The 24,084-nt window shown below is 63.5% G+C and carries 24 protein-coding genes; 13 read left to right on the plus strand and 11 right to left on the minus strand.

Annotated features, from left to right (window positions below):
- Positions 1–2: 2 nt before the first annotated feature.
- Genes IFT75_RS18195 through IFT75_RS18205 form a run of 3 tightly spaced genes read left to right on the plus strand, consistent with a single transcriptional unit; the run spans position 3 to position 2,222 of the window.
- Entirely contained in the window at positions 3–428 is a 426-nt protein-coding gene (locus IFT75_RS18195; RefSeq protein ID WP_192056043.1) for a cobalamin biosynthesis protein, read from the plus strand.
- A gap of 34 nt (positions 429–462) precedes the next feature.
- Entirely contained in the window at positions 463–1,209 is a 747-nt protein-coding gene (gene cobM / locus IFT75_RS18200) for a precorrin-4 C(11)-methyltransferase (protein ID WP_192056045.1), read from the plus strand.
- 14 nt (positions 1,210–1,223) lie between these two features.
- The gene (locus IFT75_RS18205; RefSeq protein ID WP_122478274.1) at positions 1,224–2,222 is read left to right on the plus strand and encodes a GlxA family transcriptional regulator; all 999 of its coding nucleotides are present in this window, start codon (positions 1,224–1,226) and stop codon (positions 2,220–2,222) included.
- A 76-nt stretch (positions 2,223–2,298) separates the two neighbouring features.
- Here the strand turns inward: IFT75_RS18205 and nfuA are convergent, their stop codons facing one another.
- Positions 2,299–2,883: a Fe-S biogenesis protein NfuA gene (gene nfuA, locus IFT75_RS18210; protein WP_049859622.1), complete on the minus strand. Its 585-nt coding sequence runs from the start codon at positions 2,881–2,883 to the stop codon at positions 2,299–2,301.
- Positions 2,884–2,960: 77 nt separating this feature from the next.
- Entirely contained in the window at positions 2,961–3,983 is a 1,023-nt protein-coding gene (locus tag IFT75_RS18215) for an acyltransferase family protein (RefSeq protein WP_192056047.1), read from the minus strand.
- A 274-nt stretch (positions 3,984–4,257) separates the two neighbouring features.
- Between IFT75_RS18215 and metH the strand changes: the two genes are divergently transcribed.
- Positions 4,258–7,950, plus strand: a complete 3,693-nt coding sequence (gene metH, locus IFT75_RS18220; protein ID WP_192056054.1) for a methionine synthase — start codon at positions 4,258–4,260, stop codon at positions 7,948–7,950.
- A 221-nt stretch (positions 7,951–8,171) separates the two neighbouring features.
- Here metH and otnC read toward each other — a convergent pair whose 3' ends face one another.
- Both otnC and otnK read right to left on the minus strand, forming a co-directional pair.
- Positions 8,172–8,810: a 3-oxo-tetronate 4-phosphate decarboxylase gene (otnC, locus tag IFT75_RS18225; protein WP_192056056.1), complete on the minus strand. Its 639-nt coding sequence runs from the start codon at positions 8,808–8,810 to the stop codon at positions 8,172–8,174.
- Positions 8,807–10,096 carry a 3-oxo-tetronate kinase gene (gene otnK / locus IFT75_RS18230; protein WP_192056057.1) on the minus strand — a complete coding sequence of 430 codons (1,290 nt, stop codon included), beginning with the start codon at positions 10,094–10,096 and terminating at the stop codon, positions 8,807–8,809. The genes otnC and otnK overlap by 4 nt, the downstream gene beginning before the upstream one ends.
- Before the next feature lie 241 nt (positions 10,097–10,337).
- On the opposite strand from otnK, the gene IFT75_RS18235 reads away from it, so the two are divergent.
- From IFT75_RS18235 to IFT75_RS18255, 5 genes are all read left to right on the plus strand, one after another.
- The gene (locus tag IFT75_RS18235) at positions 10,338–11,711 is read left to right on the plus strand and encodes a homoserine dehydrogenase (RefSeq protein ID WP_192056059.1); all 1,374 of its coding nucleotides are present in this window, start codon (positions 10,338–10,340) and stop codon (positions 11,709–11,711) included.
- 74 nt (positions 11,712–11,785) lie between these two features.
- Positions 11,786–13,135 carry a GntT/GntP/DsdX family permease gene (locus IFT75_RS18240; protein ID WP_185793349.1) on the plus strand — a complete coding sequence of 450 codons (1,350 nt, stop codon included), beginning with the start codon at positions 11,786–11,788 and terminating at the stop codon, positions 13,133–13,135.
- Positions 13,136–13,176: 41 nt separating this feature from the next.
- Positions 13,177–13,986 (plus strand): DeoR/GlpR family DNA-binding transcription regulator, encoded by an 810-nt coding sequence (locus IFT75_RS18245; protein WP_185793350.1) that lies wholly within the window; start codon positions 13,177–13,179, stop codon positions 13,984–13,986.
- Between the two features lie 74 nt (positions 13,987–14,060).
- Complete coding sequence (locus IFT75_RS18250) at positions 14,061–14,492, plus strand: DUF1810 domain-containing protein (RefSeq protein ID WP_192056061.1); 432 nt, start codon at positions 14,061–14,063, stop codon at positions 14,490–14,492.
- 244 nt (positions 14,493–14,736) lie between these two features.
- Positions 14,737–15,918 (plus strand): MFS transporter, encoded by a 1,182-nt coding sequence (locus tag IFT75_RS18255; protein WP_192056063.1) that lies wholly within the window; start codon positions 14,737–14,739, stop codon positions 15,916–15,918.
- Here the strand turns inward: IFT75_RS18255 and IFT75_RS18260 are convergent.
- A complete protein-coding gene (locus tag IFT75_RS18260; RefSeq protein ID WP_192056065.1) occupies positions 15,912–16,949 on the minus strand; it encodes an alpha/beta hydrolase family protein in 1,038 nt (345 codons plus the stop codon). The two genes, IFT75_RS18255 and IFT75_RS18260, sit on opposite strands and share 7 nt — an antisense overlap.
- 246 nt (positions 16,950–17,195) lie before the next feature.
- On the opposite strand from IFT75_RS18260, the gene IFT75_RS18265 reads away from it, so the two are divergent.
- Positions 17,196–17,957, plus strand: a complete 762-nt coding sequence (locus IFT75_RS18265) for an OBAP family protein (RefSeq protein ID WP_192056067.1) — start codon at positions 17,196–17,198, stop codon at positions 17,955–17,957.
- Positions 17,958–17,980: 23 nt separating this feature from the next.
- Here IFT75_RS18265 and IFT75_RS18270 read toward each other — a convergent pair whose 3' ends face one another.
- Positions 17,981–18,358 (minus strand): DUF1294 domain-containing protein, encoded by a 378-nt coding sequence (locus tag IFT75_RS18270; RefSeq protein ID WP_192056167.1) that lies wholly within the window; start codon positions 18,356–18,358, stop codon positions 17,981–17,983.
- A gap of 52 nt (positions 18,359–18,410) precedes the next feature.
- Complete coding sequence (locus IFT75_RS18275; protein ID WP_122478277.1) at positions 18,411–19,241, minus strand: undecaprenyl-diphosphate phosphatase; 831 nt, start codon at positions 19,239–19,241, stop codon at positions 18,411–18,413.
- Between the two features lie 242 nt (positions 19,242–19,483).
- On the opposite strand from IFT75_RS18275, the gene pnuC reads away from it, so the two are divergent.
- Positions 19,484–20,047: a nicotinamide riboside transporter PnuC gene (gene pnuC, locus IFT75_RS18280; protein WP_192056069.1), complete on the plus strand. Its 564-nt coding sequence runs from the start codon at positions 19,484–19,486 to the stop codon at positions 20,045–20,047.
- Entirely contained in the window at positions 20,044–20,571 is a 528-nt protein-coding gene (locus IFT75_RS18285; protein WP_192056071.1) for an AAA family ATPase, read from the plus strand. Before pnuC ends, IFT75_RS18285 begins: the two co-directional genes overlap by 4 nt.
- Before the next feature lie 6 nt (positions 20,572–20,577).
- Here the strand turns inward: IFT75_RS18285 and IFT75_RS18290 are convergent, their stop codons facing one another.
- Positions 20,578–21,507 carry a sigma 54-interacting transcriptional regulator gene (locus tag IFT75_RS18290; protein ID WP_192056073.1) on the minus strand — a complete coding sequence of 310 codons (930 nt, stop codon included), beginning with the start codon at positions 21,505–21,507 and terminating at the stop codon, positions 20,578–20,580.
- A gap of 36 nt (positions 21,508–21,543) precedes the next feature.
- Positions 21,544–21,720: a hypothetical protein gene (locus IFT75_RS18295; protein ID WP_192056074.1), complete on the minus strand. Its 177-nt coding sequence runs from the start codon at positions 21,718–21,720 to the stop codon at positions 21,544–21,546.
- Between IFT75_RS18295 and IFT75_RS18300 the strand changes: the two genes are divergently transcribed.
- On the plus strand, positions 21,719–22,411 hold the full coding sequence (locus IFT75_RS18300) for a DUF421 domain-containing protein (protein ID WP_122478126.1): 693 nt from the start codon (positions 21,719–21,721) through the stop codon (positions 22,409–22,411). The genes IFT75_RS18295 and IFT75_RS18300 overlap by 2 nt on opposite strands.
- Positions 22,412–22,413: 2 nt before the next feature.
- Here IFT75_RS18300 and IFT75_RS18305 read toward each other — a convergent pair whose 3' ends face one another.
- Both IFT75_RS18305 and IFT75_RS18310 read right to left on the minus strand, forming a co-directional pair.
- Entirely contained in the window at positions 22,414–23,145 is a 732-nt protein-coding gene (locus IFT75_RS18305) for a VWA domain-containing protein (RefSeq protein WP_192056075.1), read from the minus strand.
- Positions 23,070–24,077, minus strand: a complete 1,008-nt coding sequence (locus tag IFT75_RS18310; protein ID WP_192056076.1) for an ATP-binding protein — start codon at positions 24,075–24,077, stop codon at positions 23,070–23,072. Before IFT75_RS18310 ends, IFT75_RS18305 begins: the two co-directional genes overlap by 76 nt.
- Between the last annotated feature and the right edge of the window lie 7 nt (positions 24,078–24,084).

Raw genomic sequence — 24,084 nt, forward strand, 5'->3', positions numbered from 1 at the left:
CGATGACGGCGCTGTGGGTAGGGTTCGGTTGTCGCCGGGGTTGCAGCGCGCAGGCGCTATACGAACTGCTGCAACAGACCCTGCTCGAACACCGGCTTGACTGGGCGGATGTGCAGGGGCTGGCCAGCATCGACCTCAAGGCACACGAGCCAGGGCTGCTACTGCTGGCCGAACGCCTTGGTTTGCCTTTCGCCACCTACAGCGCGCAGGCGCTGGCGCCCTTTGAGGATCGACTCAGCCATCGTTCCGCGCGCTCGTTCGCAGCCACCGCTTGCCACGGTGTGGCCGAAAGCGCCGCCCTGGCCATGGCCGAGCACTGCACGGCGTCTGCGGCGATGCTGCGTGTCAAACGGCGGCACACGGCGGTGGCTACCCTGGCCATCGCCAGCAGTGTGGGTCAGACCAGCTGCGCTGTGCGTTCAACTTGAATATCATTCACCCCTCCGCCTGTCAGGAATCCCCATGACCGTTTATTTCATCGGCGCCGGACCGGGCGATCCGGAGCTGATCACCGTCAAGGGCCAGCGCCTGATCCGGCGTTGCCCGGTGATCATCTATGCCGGCTCGCTGGTGCCCGACGCGGTGCTCGAAGGGCACACCGCGCACCAGGTGCACAACAGCGCCGAGCTGCACCTGCAACAGATCATCGAGCTGATGCGCCAAGCCCATGACCGGGGCGAAGACGTGGCGCGCGTGCACAGCGGCGATCCCGGCCTGTATGGCGCGATCGGTGAGCAGATTCGCTGCCTGCGTGAACATGGCATCGACTACCAGATCATTCCTGGCGTGACCGCTACGGCCGCTTGCGCAGCGCTGCTGGGCGTGGAGCTGACCCTGCCCGATGTGGCGCAGACGGTGATTCTCACGCGTTATGGCGACAAGTCGCCGATGCCGCCGGGTGAAAGCCTGGGCAGCCTGGCCCGGCACGGCGCGACGTTGGCCATTCACCTGGGGGTGAAAAATCTGGATCGAATCGTCGCCGAGCTGCTGCCCAGCTACGGCGCGGATTGCCCGGTTGCCGTGATTCACAAGGCTAGCTGGCCGGATCAGGACTTCGCGCTGGGCACCCTGGCGGATATCCAGCTCAAGGTCGCAGCCAAGGACTTCCGGCGCAGTGCGCTGATTCTCGTGGGGCACGTGCTGCACACGGACAGTTTCGCCGACTCGGCGCTGTACCGTGCGGGCCATGCCCACCTGTACCGTTCTTGAACGACATGGACTGCATGGCTGATTCCACCAAAGTGATTGCTTGCCTGATCTATCCCGGGGTGATGAGCCTGGATGTGACCGGCCCGATGCAGGTGTTCGCCTCGGCCAACGTCGAGCTGGCCCGCCAGGGCCTGGCGCCACTCTACCAATTGCAGCTGCTGGGGGAGGCAGCGGGCGCCGTGGCGACCTCCGCCGGGTTGAAACTGCATGCCGACGCCAGCTGGCTGTCGGTGGACTGCAGCACCCTGGACACGGTGCTGCTGCCCGGCGGCAGCAGCGATGCCGAACAGTGCGCGAACACTGCCCTGCTCGCCTGGTTGCGCGAGGCCGCGCCCACGGTCCGACGCTTGGGTTCGGTATGCTCGGGAGCGCTGATGCTCGCCAGCGCGGGCTTACTGGACGGCTTGATCGCCACCACTCACTGGGACGATGTCGAGGCCTTGCAGGCCTTTGCCAATGTGCAGGTGCAAGGCGATCGGCTGCACACCTACGATCCCTCGGACAAGGACGGGCACAGCCACATTTTCACCTCGGCAGGCGTCACCGCCGGGATCGACCTGGCGCTGGCGTTGATCGAGGCCGACCTGGGCCGCCCCCTGGCCCTCGCCGTCGCTCGCCGCCTGGTGCTGTTTCTCAAGCGTTCGGGTGGACAGACGCAATTCAGCCCACACCTGGCGCGCTGCAACGGAACGACGTCGAGGCTGACCGAGTTGCTGGAATGGATCGCACTGAACCTGAGCGCCGATCTGTCCCTGGAAGCGCTGGCACACAAGGCCAACATGACGCCGCGGACGTTGTACCGGGTTTTCTTCGCCGAACTGAACATCACGCCGGCGCGGCATATCGAGCGGGTCCGCCTGGAAGCGGCCCGGGCGATGATCCAGGGCGGGCAATTGTCGTTGCAGAGCGTGGCGCGCCTGTGCGGCTATGGCCATGCGGAAAACCTGCGGCGCAGTTTTCAGAAGGTGCTTGGGGTGAGTCCGCAAGGTTACGCCCAGCGCTTCGGCCAGTAGCCGCCCGCATCGTGCTGCTTGGGCGCAGCGAATCGGATGCGGGCCCCGCGTCCTGGCGCGGGGGCAGCCTGCCTAGCTAGTAGTAGGCGTTTTCTTTCTGGGTGTGGTCGGTGACATCGCGAACGCCCTTGAGCTCCGGGATGCGCTCGAGCAGGGTGCGCTCGATACCGTCCTTGAGGGTGACGTCGGCCTGGCCACAACCCTGGCAACCACCGCCGAACTGCAGCACGGCAATGCCGTCTTCGACCACGTCGATCAGGCTGACCTGCCCGCCGTGGCTGGCCAGGCCGGGGTTGATCTCGGTTTGCAGATAGTAGTTGATGCGCTCGTTGACGGGGCTGTCGGCGTTGACCATCGGCACCTTGGCGTTGGGCGCCTTGATGGTGAGCTGCCCGCCCATGCGGTCGGTGGCGTAGTCGACCACGGCGTCGTCGAGGAAGGCTTCGCTGACGGCGTCGATCCAGGCGGTGAAGCTTTTCAAGCCCAGGGCGGTGTCTTCCGGCTTTTCTTCACCCGGCTTGCAGTAGGCAATGCACGTCTCTGCGTACTGGGTGCCTGGCTGGGTGATGAACACGCGAATGCCGATTCCGGGGGTGTTCTGCTTGCTCAGCAGATCGGCCAGGTAATCGTGCGCAGCGTCGGTAATCGTTATAGCGCTCATAGTGGTTCCTCACAGACTTGCCAGCAGTTTACGCGAATCCGGCGACGCTGACAAAGCCTGACTGTTTTGGTCGGGAATCACCCCGTACGGGCCATCGAGGTCGAATCCAGGCGAGCGTCGGTCCAGTGCTTGACCCGGTGGTACAGACGCTTCTCGATCCACACGTAGCTGGCCCACGACACCAGGGCGATGGTGGGCACGCAGAACGCAAACACCCAGTATGGGTTCAGATGCCAGTGGACGCTGGCCAGCCAACCGGCGTAGAGCACCAGCACGTGCACCAGATACACCGAATACGAACAATCGCCCAGGGTTTTGAGCAAGCGGCTGCCCCGGAAGTGCGGCTCCATGGCCACGCAGGCCAGGACGATCAGCGCGCTGGGCCAGCCCCAGTGCAGCAGTCGGTCGCTGGAATCCAGGTGATAGATCAGCACCGCCGACACGATGATCACGGCCAAAGGTAGCCACAAGCCCTGGGCGATCCAGCCGCGGCGATAGAGCATGCCGATGCCGATGCCCAGCAGGAACTCGTAGATGATGTTGTTCTGATAGAAGCGGCTGACCACCCCATAGCGGCCAAGTACTTCGCTGACCGCGACCAGCGCGGCGGCGACGATCAGCGGGCGGTAACGCTGCGGCACGGTGAACACCAGCGAGAACAGCAGGTAGAAGAACATCTCGTAGTTGAGTGTCCAGCCCACGTTCAGCGTCGGGTACAGGCCGTAACCACCGGGATTTTCCGAAGGAATGAACAGCAGCGAGAGGATGAAGTGCGGCAGGTCGATCGCGGCATGGGGCAGCCATTGGCCCAGGCTGACCAGCATCAGCCCCATCAAGGCGGTGTACAGCCAATAGGCCGGGACGATGCGAATGACACGATTGAGCAGGAAGCGCCCCGCGGGCATCTGCTTGTCCTGGGTCGACAGGTAGATGACCAACCCACTGATGACGAAAAAGATATCGACGCCCACCGCGCCTCGGTCAGTGAAGAACTGACCGATGGGGCCTGCGGCATGGAAGTCGAAGAAAATCTGCATGAAGTGATGGCAGACTACGATCCAGGCGGCCAGGGCCCTTAAAGCTTGAAGCGAAATCAGCATGCGTACCGCCTTTTGAAACGAGAATTCGCGCCCCTTTTCAGGGCATTCCGAGGGGTGGGACTGCAAAAATCTCGAAAAGGTCGCGACACGCGTCAATGACTGACCGGCTGCCAGCCTCTTTCGGGGTTTCTTGCAAGGGATTAAAAAGGCACGAGCCCGGCGGTCTCAACATGAGTGAAATTCATGGTAATCCTTGTGGTGATCAAATAGCGCACAGGTTTGCTATCATCCGCCACCTGTCACAGTGTCCGAATTTTCTGAAAGAGTGGTTCCCATGTCCGACCGCAGTGCTCGCCTTCAAGCCCTCCAGCAAGCCCTCAAAGAGCGCATCCTGATTCTCGACGGCGGCATGGGCACGATGATCCAGAGCTACAAGCTCGAAGAAGAGGATTATCGGGGTGAGCGCTTTGCCGATTGGCCAAGCGACGTCAAGGGCAATAACGACCTGTTGCTGCTCAGCCGCCCGGATGTGATCGCCGCCATCGAGAAGGCCTACCTGGACGCGGGCGCCGACATTCTGGAAACCAACACCTTCAATGCCACCCAGGTGTCCCAGGCCGACTATGGCATGGAGTCGCTGGTGTACGAGCTCAACGTTGAAGGTGCGCGGGTGGCCCGGCGCGTCGCCGACGCCAAGACCTTGGAAACCCCGGACAAACCGCGCTTTGTCGCCGGCGTGCTGGGCCCGACCAGTCGCACCTGCTCGCTGTCCCCCGATGTCAACAACCCCGGCTACCGCAACGTCACCTTCGACGAGCTGGTGGAAAACTACACCGAGGCCACCAAGGGCCTGATCGAGGGCGGCGCCGACCTGATCCTGATCGAGACCATCTTCGACACCCTCAACGCCAAGGCGGCGATCTTCGCCGTGCAGGGGGTGTACGAGGAACTGGGCTTCGAATTGCCGATCATGATTTCCGGGACCATCACCGATGCGTCCGGCCGCACCCTGTCCGGGCAGACCACCGAGGCCTTCTGGAACTCGGTAAGCCATGCCAGGCCGATCTCGGTAGGCCTGAACTGCGCGCTGGGTGCCAGCGAGCTGCGCCCCTACCTGGAAGAGCTGTCGAACAAGGCCGGCACCTACGTTTCGGCGCACCCCAACGCCGGCTTGCCGAACGCCTTTGGCGAATACGACGAGCTGCCTTCGGAAACCGCGAAGATCATCGAAGAGTTTGCCCAGAGCGGCTTTCTCAACATCGTCGGTGGCTGCTGCGGTACCACGCCGGGGCATATCGAAGCCATCGCCAAGGCAGTGGCCGGCTATGCGCCGCGGGCGATCCCGGACATTCCCAAAGCCTGCCGGTTGTCGGGTCTGGAGCCGTTCACCATCGACCGCCAGTCGTTGTTCGTCAACGTCGGCGAGCGCACCAACATCACCGGCTCCGCGCGCTTCGCCCGGCTGATCCGCGAGGACAACTACACCGCGGCCCTGGAAGTCGCCCTGCAGCAGGTGGAAGCCGGCGCGCAGGTGATCGACATCAACATGGACGAGGGCATGCTCGACTCGCAGAAGGCGATGGTCACCTTCCTCAACCTGATCGCTGGCGAGCCGGACATCTCGCGGGTGCCGATCATGATCGACTCCTCCAAGTGGGAAGTGATCGAAGCCGGGCTCAAGTGCATCCAGGGCAAGGGCATCGTCAACTCGATCAGCATGAAGGAAGGCGTGGAGGCCTTCATTCACCACGCCAAGCTGTGCAAGCGCTACGGCGCGGCGGTGGTGGTCATGGCCTTCGACGAGGCTGGCCAGGCCGACACCGAGGCGCGCAAGAAGGAAATCTGCAAGCGCTCCTACGACATTCTGGTCGACCAGGTCGGCTTCCCTCCGGAAGACATCATCTTCGACCCGAACATCTTTGCCGTGGCCACCGGCATCGAAGAACACAACAACTATGCCGTCGACTTCATCAATGCCTGCGCCTACATCCGCGATGAGCTGCCCCATGCATTGACCAGCGGCGGCGTGTCGAACGTGTCGTTCTCGTTCCGTGGCAACAATCCGGTGCGCGAGGCTATCCACTCGGTGTTCCTGCTGCATGCCATCCGCAACGGCCTGACCATGGGGATCGTCAACGCCGGCCAGTTGGAGATCTATGACCAGATCCCGGCCGAGCTGCGTGACCGTGTCGAGGACGTGGTGCTCAACCGCACCCCGGAAGGCACCGACGCCCTGCTTGCCATCGCCGACAAGTTCAAGGGCGACGGCAGCGTCAAGGAAGCCGAGACCGAAGAATGGCGCGGCTGGCCAGTCAACCAGCGTCTGGAACACGCGTTGGTCAAGGGCATCACCACGCACATCGTCGAAGACACCGAGGAGTCTCGGCAGTCGTTCAAGCGCCCGATCGAGGTCATCGAAGGCCCGTTGATGTCGGGCATGAACATCGTTGGCGACCTGTTCGGCTCGGGCAAGATGTTCCTGCCCCAGGTGGTCAAGTCGGCGCGCGTGATGAAACAGGCCGTGGCTCACCTGATTCCGTTCATCGAGCTTGAGAAAGGCGACAAGCCCGAAGCCAAGGGCAAGATCCTGATGGCCACGGTGAAAGGCGACGTCCATGATATCGGCAAGAACATCGTCGGCGTGGTGCTGGGCTGCAACGGCTACGACATCGTCGACCTGGGCGTCATGGTGCCCGCCGACAAGATCCTGCAGGTCGCCCGCGAGCAGAAGTGCGACATCATCGGCCTGTCCGGCCTGATCACGCCTTCGCTCGACGAGATGGTTCACGTTGCCCGGGAAATGCAGCGCCAGGACTTCCACCTGCCGCTGATGATCGGCGGGGCCACCACCTCCAAGGCGCACACGGCGGTGAAGATCGAGCCCAAGTACAGCAATGACGCGGTCATCTATGTGACCGACGCCTCGCGGGCGGTGGGGGTTGCCACCCAGTTGCTGTCCAAGGAACTCAAGCCGGCGTTCGTCGAGAAGACTCGCCTGGAATACATCGAGGTTCGCGAGCGTACGGCCAACCGCAGTGCTCGCACCGAGCGCTTGAGCTATGCCAACGCCATCGCGGCCAAGGCCACTTTCGACTGGAGTACCTACCACCCCGTGCAGCCGACCTTTACCGGCGCCAGGGTACTGGATGACATCGACCTCAACGTACTGGCCGAGTACATCGACTGGACACCGTTTTTCATATCCTGGGACCTGGCCGGCAAGTACCCGCGCATTCTCACCGACGAGGTGGTGGGTGAAGCGGCCACCGCGTTGTTCGAGGACGCAAAGGTGATGCTGCGCAAGCTGATCGACGAGAAACTCATCCGCGCCCGCGCGGTGTTCGGTTTCTGGCCCGCCAACCAGGTGGAACACGACGATATCGAAGTGTATGGCGACGATGGCCAGCCGCTGGCGCGCCTGCATCACCTGCGCCAACAGACCATCAAGACCGATGGCAAGCCGAACTTTTCCCTGGCCGACTTCGTCGCACCCAGGGACAGTGGCGTGACCGACTACGTGGGGGGCTTCATTACCACCGCTGGGATCGGCGCCGAAGAAGTCGCCAAGGCCTATCAGGACAACGGCGACGACTACAACTCGATCATGGTCAAGGCTTTGGCCGACCGCCTGGCCGAGGCCTGCGCCGAATGGCTGCACCAGCAGGTGCGCAAGGAGCATTGGGGCTACGACCCCGAAGAGACACTGGACAACGAGGCATTGATCAAGGAGCAGTACAAAGGCATCCGCCCTGCCCCTGGCTACCCCGCGTGCCCGGACCATACCGAGAAAGGCACGCTGTTCGACCTGCTCGATGACGACGGGCAAAGCGGCGTGACCTTGACCGAACACTACGCGATGTTCCCGGCGGCTGCGGTCAGTGGCTGGTACTTCGCCCACCCACAGGCGCAGTACTTTGCCGTGGGCAAGGTCGATCGCGACCAGGTGCAGGCCTACACCGAACGCAAGCAACAGGAGCTGGCAGTCAGCGAACGCTGGCTGGCGCCGAATCTGGGTTATGACAACTAACGCAGATTCCGTGGCGGGTACGGGTTCAGCCGCGACTGAACCAGTACACCGCCGTCGCCACGATCACAACGATCATGAAGCCTATGGCCCAGGCATCGACATGGCTGTCGCTTTTGCGAATCTTCACGGAATTGCTCATCAGCTTCGTCTCTTGTGATTTTTGTAGGACGCTGGTTCCAGTAAAGCCCAACGATGGCCTTTTCACAAGTAGGGTCAATGCCTCACCAGGCGCAACCGAACACCCTCTTGAGTTCTTCGACGGCTGCCTGGCTCAAGGGCGCAGGTCGTGGCTCGGTCATCAGCCACAGCCGTGCGGTTTCCTCCAGTTCTTCCAGCGCATGGCTGGCCTTTGACACCGAGCTTTCCCAGACAACCGGGCCAAGCCGTTCCAGCATGACCCCCCTCACCTGATCGGCCAGTGCGGCAACTTGCGTCGCCACGTCGGGCGAGCCTGGGCGCTGGTACTGGATCAACGGGATGCGGCCCACCTTCATGACCTGATAAGGCGTGAGCGGCGGCAAGATGTCCCGCGCGCTCCACACCCCAGCCAAAGTGAGGGCCACCAGATGAGTGGAGTGGGTGTGGACCACGCCGTTGACTCCTGGGTTTCGGTCGTAAACTTGCCGGTGCAGGGCCAGGGTCTTGGAAGGTTTGTCACCGCTGACCCATTCACCCGCCGTGGTGACCTTGGCAATGGCGTGGGGCTGCAGCCTGCCCAGACAGGCGTCGGTAGGGGTGATCAGCCAACCGTCGTCGAGGCGGGCACTGATGTTGCCGGCGCTGCCGACGGTATAACCACGCCCGAACAGGCTCAGGCCGACTTCACAGATTTCTTCGCGCAGCTCGTTTTCATTTCTCACGAAAAATCTCCCGCCAGGCAAGCCAGCGCCTTGGCAAAAAAGTCCACGCTGCCAAAGTTGCCCGACTTCAGCGTCAGCGCGAGCGCAGTAGTGCCGCCGAAGGCTACGGTAGCCGGCACGCCAGGATCGATCTGCCGGCCGATACGCAAGCCTTTGATGCGCAACGCCTGCACCACCGAACCGGAAGTTTCCCCGCCTGCGATGACGAAGCGGCGCCAGCCCTTGCCTTGCAGTTGTGTCGCGACCTCGCCCAGCGCCGCCTCGATCATGGCGCCTGCGTGTTCGGCACCCAACTCCCGTTGCACGGCAGCCACTCGCTCGGGGCTGCTGGTGGCGTAGATCAGCACCGCTGGGTCACGGTCGGCGAACGCTACAGCCTGGGCTACGACCGGTTCGCCTCGGGCGATTGCAAGTGGGTCGATGCGAAAGGCCGGGCGACCTGCTTCCAGCCAGGCAGCGACCTGTCCGTTGGTAGCCTTGGAGGTACTGCCTGCCAACACCACGGCACGGCCTTCGATGACCGGCATGGCGGATGCGTCGCCTGTGCGCAACAGGCCCTGGCGGCGGAAGTTCTCCGGGAGGCCCTGGGCCACCCCCGAGCCGCCGGTGATCAAGGCGAGGTTCGCACAGGCACGCCCCAGCGTCTGTAGATCGTCGTCACTCACGGCATCGGCAATGGCCACGCGCACGCCTTCGGCTCGCAGTTCGTCCATACGCATGGCCACCGCAGAGGCGCCCTGCCCGACCACGTCGTAGCGCAGCAGACCCACCGCACCGGTGGTTTGCTCATCCAGCACGCGGACCAGGTTGGCATCTTTCATCGGTGTGAGCGGGTGGTGCTGCATGCCGCATTCATTGAGCAGGCTGTCCTGAACGAACAGATGACCGCGGAACAGGGTGCGGCCGGTCTCCGGGAACGCCGGACAGGCGATGGTGAAATCGCTGCCGAGGGCTTCCAGGAATGCCTCGGTGACCGGGCCAATGTTGCCCACTGCGGTCGAATCGAACGTCGAGCAGTATTTGAAGAAGAACTGTTGGCAGCCACGCTCGCGCAGCCACGCCAGCGCCTGCAACGATTCGGCTACGGCGCTGGCCGCCGACGTGGTACGGGATTTTAGAGCAATGACGATGGCATCCGCCTCGGCGAACTCGGCCAGATCACTGTCTGGAACGCCAATCGATTGCACCGTGCGCATGCCGCCGCGCACCAGGATGTTGGCGAGATCGGTAGCACCGGTGAAGTCGTCGGCAATGCAGCCGAGCAGCGGGCGATGGACAGCGGTCATGAGTGGCATCTCCTGCACAGGTCACCGTGGCGGGCACGGCGCATGTTAATTATTGGTTCATCTGAGCGATTCAATGACCCAATACTACAAGCGAAAGCAAGCTTAGTGTTAATCCATGTTAAATAAATTGACCTTAATGTGAAAACCGCACTATCGTGCTGTCACTCGGGAGCTACGAATCCATAACAAATATTGTTCATCCGGTGGTCGCTGCCGATTTTCCCTTCACCGAGGACGAACCATGAATTTCGAATTGCTGTTCGCTGCACAAGCCGGCCAGGCCGTACGTTACGCACTCACCGGCGCCAAGGGTGGTTTCTCGCGCACCTTGCTGGCCCAGACGCAGCTGATGCCCAACCTGGTCCCCGCCGTTCTGTGCGACCTGGACGTGCCCGGCCTGCATGGGTTGTGCGTCGAACTAGGCTTTGCCGCAGAACAGCTGTACATCTGCAAGGATGCGGCCGCGGTTGCCAGCGCACCGTCCGATGCCATTGTGCTGGTCGCCGACGTCGCCCTGCTGCAGGCTGCCCGCTACGACATCCTGGTGGAAGCCACCGGCAACCCCGCGATTGGCTACCAGGTCGCCCGGCGCGCCATCGAGGACGGTCGTCACGTCGCCATGGTCAGCAAGGAAGTGGACTCGGTTGCGGGTATCGCCCTGTCCCGCCTTGCCGCACAACACGATGTGGTCTACACCACCGCCGACGGCGATCAGCCGGCCAACCTGATCGGCTGGGTCAGCTGGGCGCGTGTGCTCAAGCTGGACATCGTCGCGGCGGGCAAGTCCAGTGAATACGATCTGGTGTTCAACCCCGAGGACGGCAGCATCACCCAGCTTGATACCACCATTTCCGCGCCAGCCATGGGCGAATTGCTGCGCCTGGGCGATGACATTCCAGCCACCCTTGCAGCACGCCGCGCCGCCTTGAATGGCCTGAAGACGTCCGCCACCGCTGACTATTGCGAAATGTCGGTGGTGGCTACCAACACCGGCCTGGTGCCGGACGTGGAACTGCTGCACTACCCGATTGCTCGTACCAGCGAACTGGCCGACATCTACGCCTTGCGTGAAGACGGTGGTGTGCTGGGTCGCAGCGGCGTGATCGAGGTGTTCAACGTGCTGCGTCTACCCGACGAGGCGAGCTTTGCCGGGGGTGTGTTCGTGATCATCCGCACCCACGACAAACCGACCTGGGAATTGCTCGCGCAGAAAGGCCACGTGGTCAGCCGCAACGGACGCTACGCCTGCCTGTACCTGCCCTACCACTTCATGGGTGTGGAAACGCCGATCACCCTGCTCAACGCCGTGCTGCACAAACGTGCGTCGGGCACCGACAAACCGAGCCAGTCGACCATTCTGGCCGGACGCGCCACGATCGATATCGCCGCAGGCACCGTGCTGAAAATGGGTGGCCACCACCACGACGTCACCGGTGTGCAGGCCGTGCTGATCGGGCGTTCGGATGCCCCCGACGATATCGCTCCGTTGTACCTGGCAGCCCACGCCACCGCCGCGCGGGACATCAAAGCCGGCGAGTTGCTGCTGATGAGTGACATCGGGCAGTACAACGATGAACTGCACCGCGCCTGGCAGACCGGCCTGCAATCGGCCTGATCGCACAGCGGCCTTCAGCCGATACCGGTGCCCGACACGGGCACCGACGTCCACTTCACAGGTTCCATAAAAACATGAATAGCGAACTGCTGATTTTCGCGATGGCCGCCGGCGCCATCGTGGTGTTGATCCTGCTCATCACCAAGCTCAAGCTCAACCCGTTCCTGGCCCTGACCCTCACCGCGATCGGCCTTGGCCTGCTCAGTGGTGCGGGCGCCGGCGAGACCATCGACAGCTTCGCCAAGGGCTTCGGCTCGGCGCTGGCCAAGACCGGCCCGGTGATCGGCCTGGGTACGCTGCTGGGCGGTATCCTGCTGGGCTCGGGCGGCGCCGACCGCATCGCCAATGCCTTTATCGGCCAGCGTCCGGTGCAGTACGCGCCCTGGGCGATCTGCGCCGCCGCCTTGCTGATCGGCATGCCGCACCTGTTCGACGTCAGCTTCATCATGCTGGCCCCGCTGGTCTATACGGTGGCAAAGCGCACCAATAGCCATCTGCTTTACATAGGTCTGCCCCTGGCCGCCGGCCTGTACGTGTCTCACGGTCTGCTGCCGCCGCACCCGGCCCCGACGCTGGCGGTCGCAGCGTTCCATGCCAATACCGGACTGACCATCTTTTATGGCCTGCTGATCGCCGTGCCCACGGCGATCATATGCGGCCCGATCTTCACCCGCCTGATCAGCCCCTGGTTCGGCCCGGCGCCCGACCTCAGCGCAGGCCCAGTGGGCGCGCGGGAAGTCAGCCCGGATCAAAACCAGGTGTCGCTGCTGTCATCGATCATCGCCGTGCTGCTGCCGCCCGGCCTGATGCTGGTCGGCACCCTGGGCTTGGCCTTCAGCGTCAAGGGCTCGATGGCCTACGGGGTATTCAACGCCCTGAACAACCCGATCCTGTCGTTGTTGATCGCGGTCATCTTTGCCTTCTTCGCCTTGGGCCTGCGCGCCGGGTTCAACCTGGGCCAGGTGCAGAAGATGGCCAGCCAGGGCCTGGCACCGCTGGGCGCGATCGTGATGATTCTGGGCGCTGGCGGTGGCTTCAAGGAAATGCTCACTACCATTCACCTGGATGCACTGATCACTCACCATGCTTCTGGCTGGGCGGTCAATCCGCTGATTCTAAGCTGGGGCATTGCGGCACTGCTGCGCATCTGCGTCGGTTCTGCGACCGTTGCCACCGTCGCTGCCACCGGGATCGTCGCGCCCCTGGCACTAGCCTATCCGGGCCTGTCACCGGAGCTGTTGGTACTGGCCACCGCCTCGGGTGCCGTGATGCTCTCCCACGTCAATGACTCGGGTTTCTGGCTGTTCAAGGAGTACTTCCAACTCAGTGTGGCTCAGACCTTCCGCACCTGGACCCTGATGCTGTGCCTGCAATCAGTGATCGGTTTGATCGGCGTTCTATTGATCGAAGCGGTGATTCGCTAAGATGGCCGCCTGACCATCTGCCTGCACGCCCCGGAGCCTGAATGCCCACCGACGAGGACCTCGCCATCACTGGCGCCGCACCGATGATTCCCGACCAGCGCCGGGAACAGATCCTGCGCCAGTTGCGCAAGCACCAGGTGCTCAGCGTGCACCAACTGACGGAAATGTTCGATTGCTCGCACATGACCGTGCGCCGCGATATCAGTGTGTTGGAGCAGGAAGGCCGCGCCTACTCGGTGCCCGGTGGCGTGCGCATTGCCAGCCAGTTGCACAGCGAACCCAGCCATCAGTCCAAGGCGGTCGCCGAGCAGCCGCAGAAACAGGCGATGGCAAGGCTCGCCGCAGGTTTGTTACACGATGACATGACGGTGTATCTGGATGCTGGCACCAGCACACTGGAGGTTGTTCCGCATATCGCGGCCCTCTCGGGCATGACCGTGGTGACCAACGACTTCGGCATCGTTCATGCTCTGGCCGAAGCGCTGCATGTGGACGTGATTCACACCGGCGGGCTGCTCGACCATCCTAACCGCTCGTGCGTGGGTGGTTTGGCAGTGGCCACATTGCGCCAGCTGGCGACCGATATTGCATTCATGTCCACCAGTTCCTGGGACCTGCAACGGGGCATCACCACGCCTTCGGCGCTCAAGGTCGAGGTCAAGCAGGTGGCGATGCAGTCGGCGTCTCAGCGGGTGCTCATCACCAGCAGTTCCAAATACGGTACGTTCGGGATGTACAAGATCGCCGGGCTCGAGCAGTTCGATGTGGTCATCAGCGACAGCGAGTTGACTGACGTGGCCGCCGAGGCGATCCGCAAGCTGGGTGTGGAAGTACTGTTGGCCCAAGAGTGACGATACGGGTAGATGGAACTCCACTGCCTGACAGCGGCCACAATTGCACACAATTCCTGCGGGAAGTACCTGCCATGAACGACACCTTCGATCTGAACCGCTTCATCGACGCCCAACGCGTGGTGTACTCCGATGTCCTCGAAGAATTGCGCAGCGGCCGCAAGCGCACTCACTGGATGTGGTTCGTCTTTCCCCAACTGGCCGGCCTGGGGCGGAGCGAGACGGCGCGTTTCTACGCGATCAGCGGCGCTGCCGAAGCAGTGGCCTATCTGCACGATCCGTTACTGGGCGCTCGGCTTCTGGAGTGCACACGGACCGTGCTCGAGCATTCGGGCAAGAGCGTGACAGCCATGTTCGGCAGTCCCGATGATATGAAACTGCGTTCATGCATGACCTTGTTTGCCAGCGTCGCACCTGAGCAGGCGTGCTTCCAGCAACTGCTCGACCGGTTCTTCAACGGTGAGCCCGACGAGAAAACCGTTGCGTTGCTGGAACAGCCCCTGTAGCAGCGGCGCAAGCCGCGTCATGGCCAGTGCGGTGTGCCTGACGCAAAGCGGCGAACCCGGACGCGGCTTGCGCCGCTGCTACAGGGATTCGTGCAAGCCGCGCCATCTGCGATGACGCGGCTTGCGTTGTGGTTGTAGCAGCGTCGCGTTGTGTCGAAGAGTTGCAAATAATCGATAGCCTGCTTTGCTTTAACCAACGTTCCCTGTCCGAGGGGACCTCAAGCGCACGCCTGCGAACGAGCCCATGACCGAGTCTGCCCACCCTACCCCTTCGTCGTCCATCAACCTGCAAATCATCTCCATCGTCTTCTACACCTTCATTGCCTTCATCTCCATCGGGCTGCCGATTGCGGTGTTGCCGGGTTACGTTCACGATCAGCTGGGCTTCAGCGCCGTAGCGGCTGGCGTGGTGATCGGCGCGCAGTACCTGGCCACCCTGCTCAGCCGCCCGAGTGCCGGGCGTATGGCCGATGCCCTGGGCACCAAACGCACCATCGTCTACGGCTTGATCGGTATCGGTATCAGCGGTGCGCTGACCTTCGTATCCGTGTTCCTGCACAGCGCGCCGCAGTGGAGCCTGGGGGTGTTGATCGCCGGGCGTGTGGTCCTCGGCCTGTCCCAGGGGGCGATCGGCGTGGGCACCAGCAGCTGGGGCATCAGCCGCGTCGGCGCCGAGCACATGGCCAAGGTGATTTCCTGGAATGGCATCGCCTCCTATGGCGCAATCGCCATCGGCGCGCCCCTGGGCGTGCTGATGGTGGGGTTCGCCGGCTTCTGGACCTTGGGCATCGCCCTGATGCTATTGAGCGCGCTGGCGCTGTGGATGATCCACGATACGCCTGCCGCGCCCGTGGTGCGTGGCGAACGCATGCCGTTCTGGGCAGCCTTCGGCCGGGTCGCACCGCACGGGATGAGCCTGATGCTGGCGTCGATCGGCTACGGCACCCTCACCACGTTCATCACCCTCTACTACGTGGAGCGCGGCTGGGAAGGCGCGGCCTGGTGCCTGACCGCCTTCGGCATCAGCTTCATTGCGGCGCGCCTGGTGTTCATCAACAGCATCAATCACCTGGGCGGCTCGACGGTGGCCATGGCCTGTATCGCCACGGAGGTGGTCGGGTTGAGCCTGCTCTGGCTGGCGCCCTCGCCGACCTTCACGCTCGCGGGTGCAGCGCTGGCCGGCTTGGGGTTGTCGCTGGTCTATCCTGCGCTGGGGGTGCTGGCCATCCACAAGGTACCGGGCACCAGCCGCGGTGCAGGCTTGAGCGCCTTCGCGGTGTTCTTCGATTTGGCCCTGGCGATTGCCGGACCGGTGATGGGCGCAGTAGCGGCCGGGTTCGGCTATGGATCGATTTTCGCTCTGGCCGCCGGGCTGTCCCTCGCGGCACTGGGGCTCACTGCGTGGCTGTCGCGCCAGGATCAGTGATCGGCGGTCTGCAGGCCCGCGCGTGAAGGCCGACCCAGGGTGTGCGTGAAGAACTTGCCGGCTTCGTGGATCAGGTCGCGGTGGATACCTTCACGGTCCACGCCGTCGGCATCGGTACACAGCGCCGGCGAGGCGTCTCGTTGCTCGTCCGTGCATGGCGCCATGAAAACAAAGTGACCGGCGCCGGGGAGCAGTCGATAGTCCGTGTTTCCCGGCAGCTTGCGCGCCAGCGCCTCGGCATTCTTGTCGATGGCCACCAGTTGATCGTTATCGCCGCTGTAGATCAGGGTTGGCAAATGGACTTCAGCCAGGGTCTGGCGACCGAACATCAGGCTCAACGGCGCCATCAACAACAGCGCGCGTACCCGTGGGTCGGCTTCGGGGTTCAGGTCGTCGCGGTCGGCTTCCAGTTCACCACGGGTCTGGCAGGCATCGGCGTCGTAGGGCCGCTCTTCGCAGTACTTGCGCAAGCGCTGCAGGTCGGGGCGCGCGCCGGAGAGGATCAATGCCGTCTCGCCACCTGCGGAATAGCCGATCACCCCAACTGCGTTGGCATTGACGAAAGGCGACAACATCGAATCGCCCAACGCTGCGGTGATCGCCTGGGAGATCTGCAGTGGCCGCCCGTACAGATTGCTGAGCTTGCCCAAACGGCTGTGATCCTGGGCGTTGTCACCCGGATGGACCACCGCCACCACCACGAAGCCCTTGCGCGTCAGTGCAGTGATCAGATCGTGCAAGGCCAAGGGGGTGCCGGTGTTGCCGTGGGACAGCATCAGCAGCGGGAAGCGACCGATGGCGATCGGGGCATCCTGCTGCGCGTCGATGCTGTAGCCGCCCAATCGGGCCGGATGCGTACGTCCCTGGGTGGGGTAGAAGGCATAGGCTTGCATGGGCTGGTCGTCGAGCGGGTCGTTGAAGGTCAGCAGGTGATAACCCACGTTCCAGCGGGCATGGGGAAGCGCTTGAGCCTGCACCGAAAACAGGCTCAACAGCAGCAGAAAAACCAATACTGCACAACGACGGACCATCGCGGCGCTCTTCCTTGGCAAAACCTCGGGGGTAGGTTCTGACACAGCATAGGATGGGCCAAGTCACACGCCGGTTCCGTGAAATATTACGCAGGCGCGGCTGAAAACCCTCCACTGACCGCAACCAGGGTCTGATCGGCTGAACCCTCGTCCGCGGTCCGGCTCTATGAAGGTGCCCCAGAAGTGTTGCCGGCCACTGCTCCCAGAGCCTTGGCTGCGCTTCGCCCCCATGAAAAGGATTCCAGCATGAACACTCGAAAGGCCCTTGCCACGCGCACCTCGTTGACGTGCCTTGCCGCCCTCGCCATCGCGGGCTGCGCCGGCAATAACAGCGCATCCAAGGTAGACGCGCCCGGCGTACCGGCCACAGCGCTGACCAAGACCCTGGACGCTGGCGCCAACGCGCTGCAGTCGCGCCCACCCATCGATGAGTTGAACGCCTACCTGGATGGCTTTCATTTCTACAATGGACACCCCGGCGCGCAGATGGAAGCCCATCACTATTGCTCCATCCTCAATGAAGAAGTGATTCAGTGCGTCATTTATGACGGTAACGTCAAGGATGCAAAACTGATGGGCGTCGAATACATCATCAGCGCCGGGCTCTTCGCCAAACTGCCCACGGCCGAGAAAGCGTTGTGGCACAGCCACGTCCACGAAGTGAAGTCTGGCCAACTGATAGCGCCGGGCATTCCCGCGCCGGCCGAACATGCCCTGATGGAAAAACTGGTGAACACCTACGGCAAGACCTGGCATACCTGGCACACCGATCTGGACAAGCAGGTGCCCCTGGGCGTACCGCAACTGATGATGGGTTTCACCGCTGATGGTCAGATCGATCCGGCGCTGGTGCGCGAGCGCGACAAACGCTTCGGTGTCGACAGCGACAGCAAGAAAGCGGCCCGCGCCGATATCCCCGCGCCGGCAATAGACCCAGGCGCCGACGCCTGGAGCAAGGGTCGCGTCATCCAGATCCAGGACCCCACCGGCAGCCGTCACGCGCATTGAGCTTGCAAGTGCAGGCCGTGGCGTCAGAACGTGATACCCAGGTGCTGTCCGGCAAAAATGACCTGATCGAACCAGAACGCCTGATGAAGCGCGACGATCAGCCAGAACACCAGTTGATAGGACACCTTGCGCGTCTTGTGCCGGAACAGTTGCTGGGCGAGCAGCGCACCCGGCCAGCCGCCGAGCAGCTCGACGCCGTGGAGCAGTCTTTCCGGAATGCGCTGGCCCTGCACCGTGGTGCGGCGCTTGTCATGCCAGTACAACCCGGCCGCAAGCAGGCTCATCAGGGCATAGACTGCCAGCAGCACCGGGTGCCCGGCCAGTGCCAGGCGCAATACGCCCAGGAACGGCAACAGGCACAGCAGAATGAAGGCCGTAAGTTTCAGCGCCAGGAATCGCACGGGACGCTGTTGCCCTCCGCGCAGCGGTGACGGCGCCCGGCTGGGCGCCGTTTCAGCCTTGCGCACTGGACCAGTCGATCCAGCCGAACTGCCAGGTGGCCAGGATGATCAGACCGAAGGCAATGCGGTACCAGGCGAACACCGCGTAGCTATGGGTGGCGATGAACTTGAGCAGGCCGCGCACTGCGATCATCGCGAAGATGAACGAGACCACGAAGCCCAGCGCAAACACCGGGAAGTCCGCTGGCTGAAACAGATGGTGAAACTTGTAGCCGGAGTACACCGCGGCCCCGACCATGGTCGGCATGGCCAGGAAAAACGAGAACTCGGTGGCCGTCTTGCGCGACAGACCGAACAGCAGGCCACCGATGATGGTCGAGCCCGAGCGCGAAGTGCCGGGAATCATCGCCAGGCATTGGGCAAAGCCGACCTTGAGCGCATCGCTCCAGTGCATGTCATCGACGTGGTGAACCCGCACGGCATGTTCGCGCTTCTCGGCCCACAGCATGACGAAGCCGCCAAGCACCAGCGCCACGGCCACGGTGATGGGGTTGAACAGGTATTCGTGGATCTTGTCGGCGAATATCACCCCCAGCACCACTGCAGGCAGAAAGCCGATCAGCAGGTTGATGGTGAAGCGCTGCGCATTGCGCTGGGTCGGCAAGCCGGTGACGACTTCGAGGATCTTGCGGCGAAACTCCCACACTACGGCCAGTATCGCACCCAGCTGGATGATGATATTGAAGGCCATCGCCCGCTCGCCTCCGAAGCCGATCAGGTCGGCCACGATGATCTGATGGCCCGTGCTGGAGATAGGCAGGAACTCGGTCAAGCCTTCCACGATGCCCAGAATCAACGCCTGCATGGCGGTCCAAAAATCCATCATTCCCCCAATTGGACGCGCGCCTGGCGCGGTCCTGTCTGTTTAATAGAACTCATTGCCGTCGGGCCCCGCGATGCTATCAGAGCAGGTCGTGCAAATCCGCATGCCGGCGCCGTCGAGCGTTGATTGAGTTGAAGTTTCATCTTTACGGCAGGTCCACGGCACGCAACGCGCGCCGCGAGTGTGGCGCAGGTTACAATCCCGGCCTTCGATGCATTGCATGCACCTGCCAGGGATTGTCCATGTCGCCTTTGGAATTGTTCGCCGCCACGCTGGGCGTGATCGCGGTGTGGTTGACCGTCAAGCAGAATTGGCTGTGCTGGCCGATCGGCCTGGTCATGGTACTGATCTATTCGTATGTGTTTTATGACTACAAGCTGTACTCCAACATGCTGTTGCAAGTGGTGTACGCGGGCGTGCAGGTGTACGGGTGGTGGCACTGGACCCGTGGTGCGGCGACGGCCAATGGTCGACCGGTCACGCGCCTGGCACCAGCGCCGCTGCTCGGCGGTTTGCTCATCGGCCTGGTCGCAGGGCTTGCGCTGGGAGCGGCGATGGCCACCTGGAGCGACGCCAGCCAGCCGTGGCTGGACGCCCTGCTGACCGGCTTCAGCCTGGTCGCACAGTGGTGGATGGCGACCAAGCGCGAGCAGTGCTGGCCGCTGTGGATCGTCCTCGATGCGATTTTCGTCGGCTTGTTCGTGCATCAAGCGCTGTACTTGACGGCCGGCCTGTATGCGCTGTTCCTGATGCTGGCCATTCATGGCTGGCACCAGTGGCGCAAGAGCGTGGCGGTGGCCGCATGAAGGTCGTGGTGCTGTGCGGGCCCGAATCGTCGGGCAAGAGCTGGCTGGCCGAACGCATGCGCGTGCAACTGGGTGCGGTGGTGGTGGGCGAATACGTGCGCCACTTCATCGACCGCGAACAGCGTGACACCTGCTACGCCGACATCGACGCCATCGCTCGCGGCCAATTGGCCTGGGAAGATGCCGCCCGCCGCGCGCAACCGGCGTTGCTGGTGCTCGACACCCACTTGCTGAGCAATATGCTCTGGAGTGAGACCTTGTTCGGCAACTGCCCGGCGTGGCTGGAAACGGCGCTGCTGCAACGGCACTACGACGCGCATTTGCTGCTCTCGCCAGAGGGCGTGGAATGGACTGCCGATGGCCAGCGCTGTCAACCCGAGCTGTCCCAGCGCCAAGCCTTCTTTGCCCAAAGCCGGGCCTGGCTGCTGGCCCACGCGCTGCCTTGCACCGTCATCAGCGGAGATTGGCGAGCGCGTGAAACACAGGTGCTGGCGAGCATTCGGCATGTTCTGGATCAACCCTAGCGTGCGTCAGCGCATGTGGTGTTTGTGCAGCAGGCGATACAGCGTCGGGCGTGACACGCCAAGCACCCTGGCCGCCGTGCTCAGGTTGCCGCCATGGCGCAGCAGCACGTCGCCCAGCGCCTGACGCTCGGCGCGGTGCTTGTAATCCTGCAGCGTCCCCAAAGGCGCAGCGACCAGGGTCTCGGTGCCCAGCCCCAGGTCCCCGGCTTCGATCTGGTTGCCGTGGGCCAGTGCCTGGGCCTGGCGAACCCGGGTGGACAACTCGCGGACATTGCCCGGCCAGTCATGCTCGCCCATGGCGATCAGTGCCTCCTGGCTGAACGGGCGATGGCGCCGACCGTTCTCGCGGCTGTAGCGTTGGGCGAAATGATTGGCCAGCATGGCCAGGTCGCCGTAGCGTTCGCGCAACGGTACCGCGACGATCTCCAGCACGTTGAGCCGGTAGTAGAGATCTTCACGCAGCTGCCCCTTGCGCATGGCGCCTGCCAGGTCGCTGTCGCTGGTGGCCACCACGCGCACGTCCACCTCGCCTGAGCCCTTGCGCTGCAGAAACCGCAGCAGTTGCTCCTGGATGTCCAGCGGCAAGCCATGTACCTGCTCGAGCAGCAAGGTACCGCGATGGGCGGCCTGCAGCACGCTGCCGGACAACGGGTGCACATTGGTCTCGCCACAGCCAGGCGCGAAGAGTGGCGTCTGGCCCGGGCGGTGGGCACGGGCCTGGCAGTCGAAGACGATGAATGGCTGCAGTCGGCGCGCAGACTGCTGGTGCAGTGCGCGGGCGATCAACTGCTTGCCGGTACCCGCTTCACCCCGGATCAAGACCGGGGAATCGGTGGTCGAGAATTTGTTGATGAGCTTGTACAAGTCGCGCATGGGCTGACTATCGCCCAACAGTCCGCAAGGCTCGCAGGGGTAGGCGTTCGAATTCACAGGCATGGCCTTTCCTTGCTGGGACGTGTTCGGGAAAATACATCAAAAACAGCGGCTTGCAAGTTGTGCCAAAACGGTAACAGAAAATTGACGTTTAACCCCTTCGTGCTGGTCATGGATCGTCGTCGCGCGACATTGGCGCGTCAGCGATACGTCTCGCGGAGCGAGCGCGACGCCGGTGTACAATCGCCGCTTTTCAGTATCGGCAAGGATGAGCATGAACGCGTTCGATTGGCACCGTGTGCTGCTGGGTGATGTCAACACGGGATTTCTGGGCGAGGTGGTCGCGCGTACGCTCATGGCCTATGTGGTGGTCTTCCTGTTTCTGAAAATCGCCGGACGGCGCGGGGTGCGCCAGCTGTCGCTGTTCGAGCTGGTGGTGATCCTGACGCTGGGCTCGGCGGCTGGCGATGTGACCTTCTATGAGGACGTACCCGTATTGCCCGTGCTGGTGGTGTTCCTGGCGATGATCATCTTGTATCGCCTCACCACCTTTTTGACCGAGCGCAGCGGCCGCTTCGGCGAATGGTTGGAGGGCAAGCCGTTTCTGATCATTCGCGACGGTGTGTTCGAGCTCAAGGCGCTGCAGAGCGGCAACATCACCCACGCCGAGTTCCTGATGGAACTGCGCCTTCGCGGCGTCGAGCACCTGGGCCAGGTGCGGCTGGGTATCCTCGAGGTGAATGGTGACGTCAGCCTGTACTTCCACGAACGCGAGGATGTAAAGCCTGGGTTGTCGATCCTCCCGCCCGAGCATCGGGAGTCGCTGACCACGGCCGATCGCGAGGACCTGTATGCCTGCGAGTATTGCGGCCACCTGGAAACCCTGGTTCACCAGCAGGCGCTGCCCTGCCCGCGTTGCGACAATCCGGTGTGGAGCAAGGCGCTCTGCAATCCACGAGCGGCCTGAGGCTACCGGCGCGGCAAGTCGTTCAGATGCTGGTACTCGGCGTTAAGCGCCGCGGCCAGAGCGCGAGCGCGACCCAGCCGGATCGGGCCCTTCTCCATGTCCACCAGCAATGCCGGACAGGCCATTGGTAACGCGCCTTCCAGTGACTTCAGACGCCCGTCGGTGAACACCAGGCAGCGTTGTGCTTCCTGGGGGTGCTGGCGTGCGCGCTGTTGCAGCCATTCGCGAGCCTGGTCCAGTGCTGCCAGCAGTGGCGTGCCGCCGCCTGCGCCCAGCTCCGCCAGCCAGGGCTGCAACGCCGCCGAAGCCTTCAAACCGTGGCATTGCCAGGCCGGCCCGGTGCCGCTGGCGGTGAGCAGCGCCAACCGGGCGCGTTGCCGGTAGGCATCGTCGAAGACCTGGGCCAGCACGCCCTTGGCCTCGGCCAGGGCGCCATGTCGGCGGGTCGAAGCCGACGCGTCCACCACTATCAGCCATAGCTGCTGGGCGGCACTGCGACGCTGTTGCCAACGCAGGTCGTCACGTTGGCGCGGCCGCCCCTGCAGCAGGGTAGCCGGCCAGTCGACCTTGCCGGCCGATGCCGCGCGCGCTGCGCCCTGCCGCCCTTGTTCAAGGTTGCCCTTGCCGGGCCGAGCATCCGCCGGGCGCGGACGGATGCTCAGGGCTTTTTTGGCCAGCTCGGCACCGTGCGCCGTTCGCCCACCGGAACGGCCTGCGCCGGCATGTCGCCCCACTGGCCTTGACCGGGGCCGGAGGGTTGCGCGGTGCTGGGAGCGGGCGGCGGTGGCGGTGTTGCGCTGGACTCTGGCGGCCGGCTAGCCTGGCGGCGATGGCGCAGGGCGAACTCGGCAACCGCGTCGACGTCTTCGTCGAGGATAGCGTCGCCGCCGCGCCAGGCCGCATGGGCGCGCGCCGCGCGCAGCCAGACCAGGTCGGCGCGCAGGCCGTCCACGCCTTCGGCGAAGCAACGGGTGGTGATCGATTCAAGCGCCTGGTCGCTCAGCGGAATCGACTCGAGACGCTCCCGCGCCTGTTGGCAACGCAGCCGCAGCGCCGCCTGCGCGGCAGCCCACTGCGCGCAGAACGCCTGGGGGTCGCTGTCGAATGCCAGACGGCGGCGAATGATCTGGCTGCGTTCGGCCGGCGCGGGCTGGCCATCCAGGGCAACGTTGAAGCCAAAGCGGTCGAGCAGCTGCGGACGCAACTCGCCTTCCTCGGGGTTCATGGTACCGATGAGCACGAAGCGCGCCGGATGGGCGTGGGAGATGCCATCGCGCTCGATGCGGTTGACGCCGCTGGCAGCGACGTCGAGCAACAGGTCGACCAGGTGATCGGCGAGCAGGTTCACCTCATCCACGTAGAGCACGCCACCGTCGGCCTTGGCCAGCACGCCTGGCGAGAAGCGTGCCCGCCCTTCGCCCAGCGCCGCTTCCAGGTCGAGCGTGCCGACCAGGCGGTCCTCGCTGGCACCCAGCGGCAAGGTCACCAACTGGCCACCGGCGAGCAGATCGGCCAGCCCGCGCGCCAGGGTGCTCTTGGCCATGCCCCGTGGCCCTTCGATCAACACGCCACCGATGCGCGGATCGATAGCGGCCAGACACAACGCCAGTTTCAGCGAATCGGCGGCGACCACGGCGGCCAGGGGAAAGTGCAGAGTGTCGGTCATTGCAGGG

This window comes from Pseudomonas sp. CFBP 8758 (assembly GCF_014841725.1).
Taxonomy (GTDB): domain Bacteria; phylum Pseudomonadota; class Gammaproteobacteria; order Pseudomonadales; family Pseudomonadaceae; genus Aquipseudomonas; species Aquipseudomonas baltica.

Excerpts from the sequence above, each read along its gene's own strand:
- IFT75_RS18195 (WP_192056043.1), top strand. The coding sequence starts at position 3 with ATGACGGCGCTGTGGGTAGGGTTCGGTTGTCGCCGGGGTTGCAGCGCG.
- cobM (WP_192056045.1), top strand. The coding sequence starts at position 463 with ATGACCGTTTATTTCATCGGCGCCGGACCGGGCGATCCGGAGCTGATC.
- IFT75_RS18205 (WP_122478274.1), top strand. The coding sequence starts at position 1,224 with ATGGCTGATTCCACCAAAGTGATTGCTTGCCTGATCTATCCCGGGGTG.
- nfuA (WP_049859622.1), bottom strand. The coding sequence starts at position 2,883 with ATGAGCGCTATAACGATTACCGACGCTGCGCACGATTACCTGGCCGAT.
- IFT75_RS18215 (WP_192056047.1), bottom strand. The coding sequence starts at position 3,983 with ATGCTGATTTCGCTTCAAGCTTTAAGGGCCCTGGCCGCCTGGATCGTA.
- metH (WP_192056054.1), top strand. The coding sequence starts at position 4,258 with ATGTCCGACCGCAGTGCTCGCCTTCAAGCCCTCCAGCAAGCCCTCAAA.
- otnK (WP_192056057.1), bottom strand. The coding sequence starts at position 10,096 with ATGACCGCTGTCCATCGCCCGCTGCTCGGCTGCATTGCCGACGACTTC.
- IFT75_RS18235 (WP_192056059.1), top strand. The coding sequence starts at position 10,338 with ATGAATTTCGAATTGCTGTTCGCTGCACAAGCCGGCCAGGCCGTACGT.
- IFT75_RS18240 (WP_185793349.1), top strand. The coding sequence starts at position 11,786 with ATGAATAGCGAACTGCTGATTTTCGCGATGGCCGCCGGCGCCATCGTG.
- IFT75_RS18245 (WP_185793350.1), top strand. The coding sequence starts at position 13,177 with ATGCCCACCGACGAGGACCTCGCCATCACTGGCGCCGCACCGATGATT.
- IFT75_RS18250 (WP_192056061.1), top strand. The coding sequence starts at position 14,061 with ATGAACGACACCTTCGATCTGAACCGCTTCATCGACGCCCAACGCGTG.
- IFT75_RS18255 (WP_192056063.1), top strand. The coding sequence starts at position 14,737 with ATGACCGAGTCTGCCCACCCTACCCCTTCGTCGTCCATCAACCTGCAA.
- IFT75_RS18260 (WP_192056065.1), bottom strand. The coding sequence starts at position 16,949 with ATGGTCCGTCGTTGTGCAGTATTGGTTTTTCTGCTGCTGTTGAGCCTG.
- IFT75_RS18265 (WP_192056067.1), top strand. The coding sequence starts at position 17,196 with ATGAACACTCGAAAGGCCCTTGCCACGCGCACCTCGTTGACGTGCCTT.
- IFT75_RS18275 (WP_122478277.1), bottom strand. The coding sequence starts at position 19,241 with ATGGATTTTTGGACCGCCATGCAGGCGTTGATTCTGGGCATCGTGGAA.
- pnuC (WP_192056069.1), top strand. The coding sequence starts at position 19,484 with ATGTCGCCTTTGGAATTGTTCGCCGCCACGCTGGGCGTGATCGCGGTG.
- IFT75_RS18285 (WP_192056071.1), top strand. The coding sequence starts at position 20,044 with ATGAAGGTCGTGGTGCTGTGCGGGCCCGAATCGTCGGGCAAGAGCTGG.
- IFT75_RS18290 (WP_192056073.1), bottom strand. The coding sequence starts at position 21,507 with ATGCCTGTGAATTCGAACGCCTACCCCTGCGAGCCTTGCGGACTGTTG.
- IFT75_RS18300 (WP_122478126.1), top strand. The coding sequence starts at position 21,719 with ATGAACGCGTTCGATTGGCACCGTGTGCTGCTGGGTGATGTCAACACG.
- IFT75_RS18295 (WP_192056074.1), bottom strand. The coding sequence starts at position 21,720 with ATGCTCATCCTTGCCGATACTGAAAAGCGGCGATTGTACACCGGCGTC.
- IFT75_RS18310 (WP_192056076.1), bottom strand. The coding sequence starts at position 24,077 with ATGACCGACACTCTGCACTTTCCCCTGGCCGCCGTGGTCGCCGCCGAT.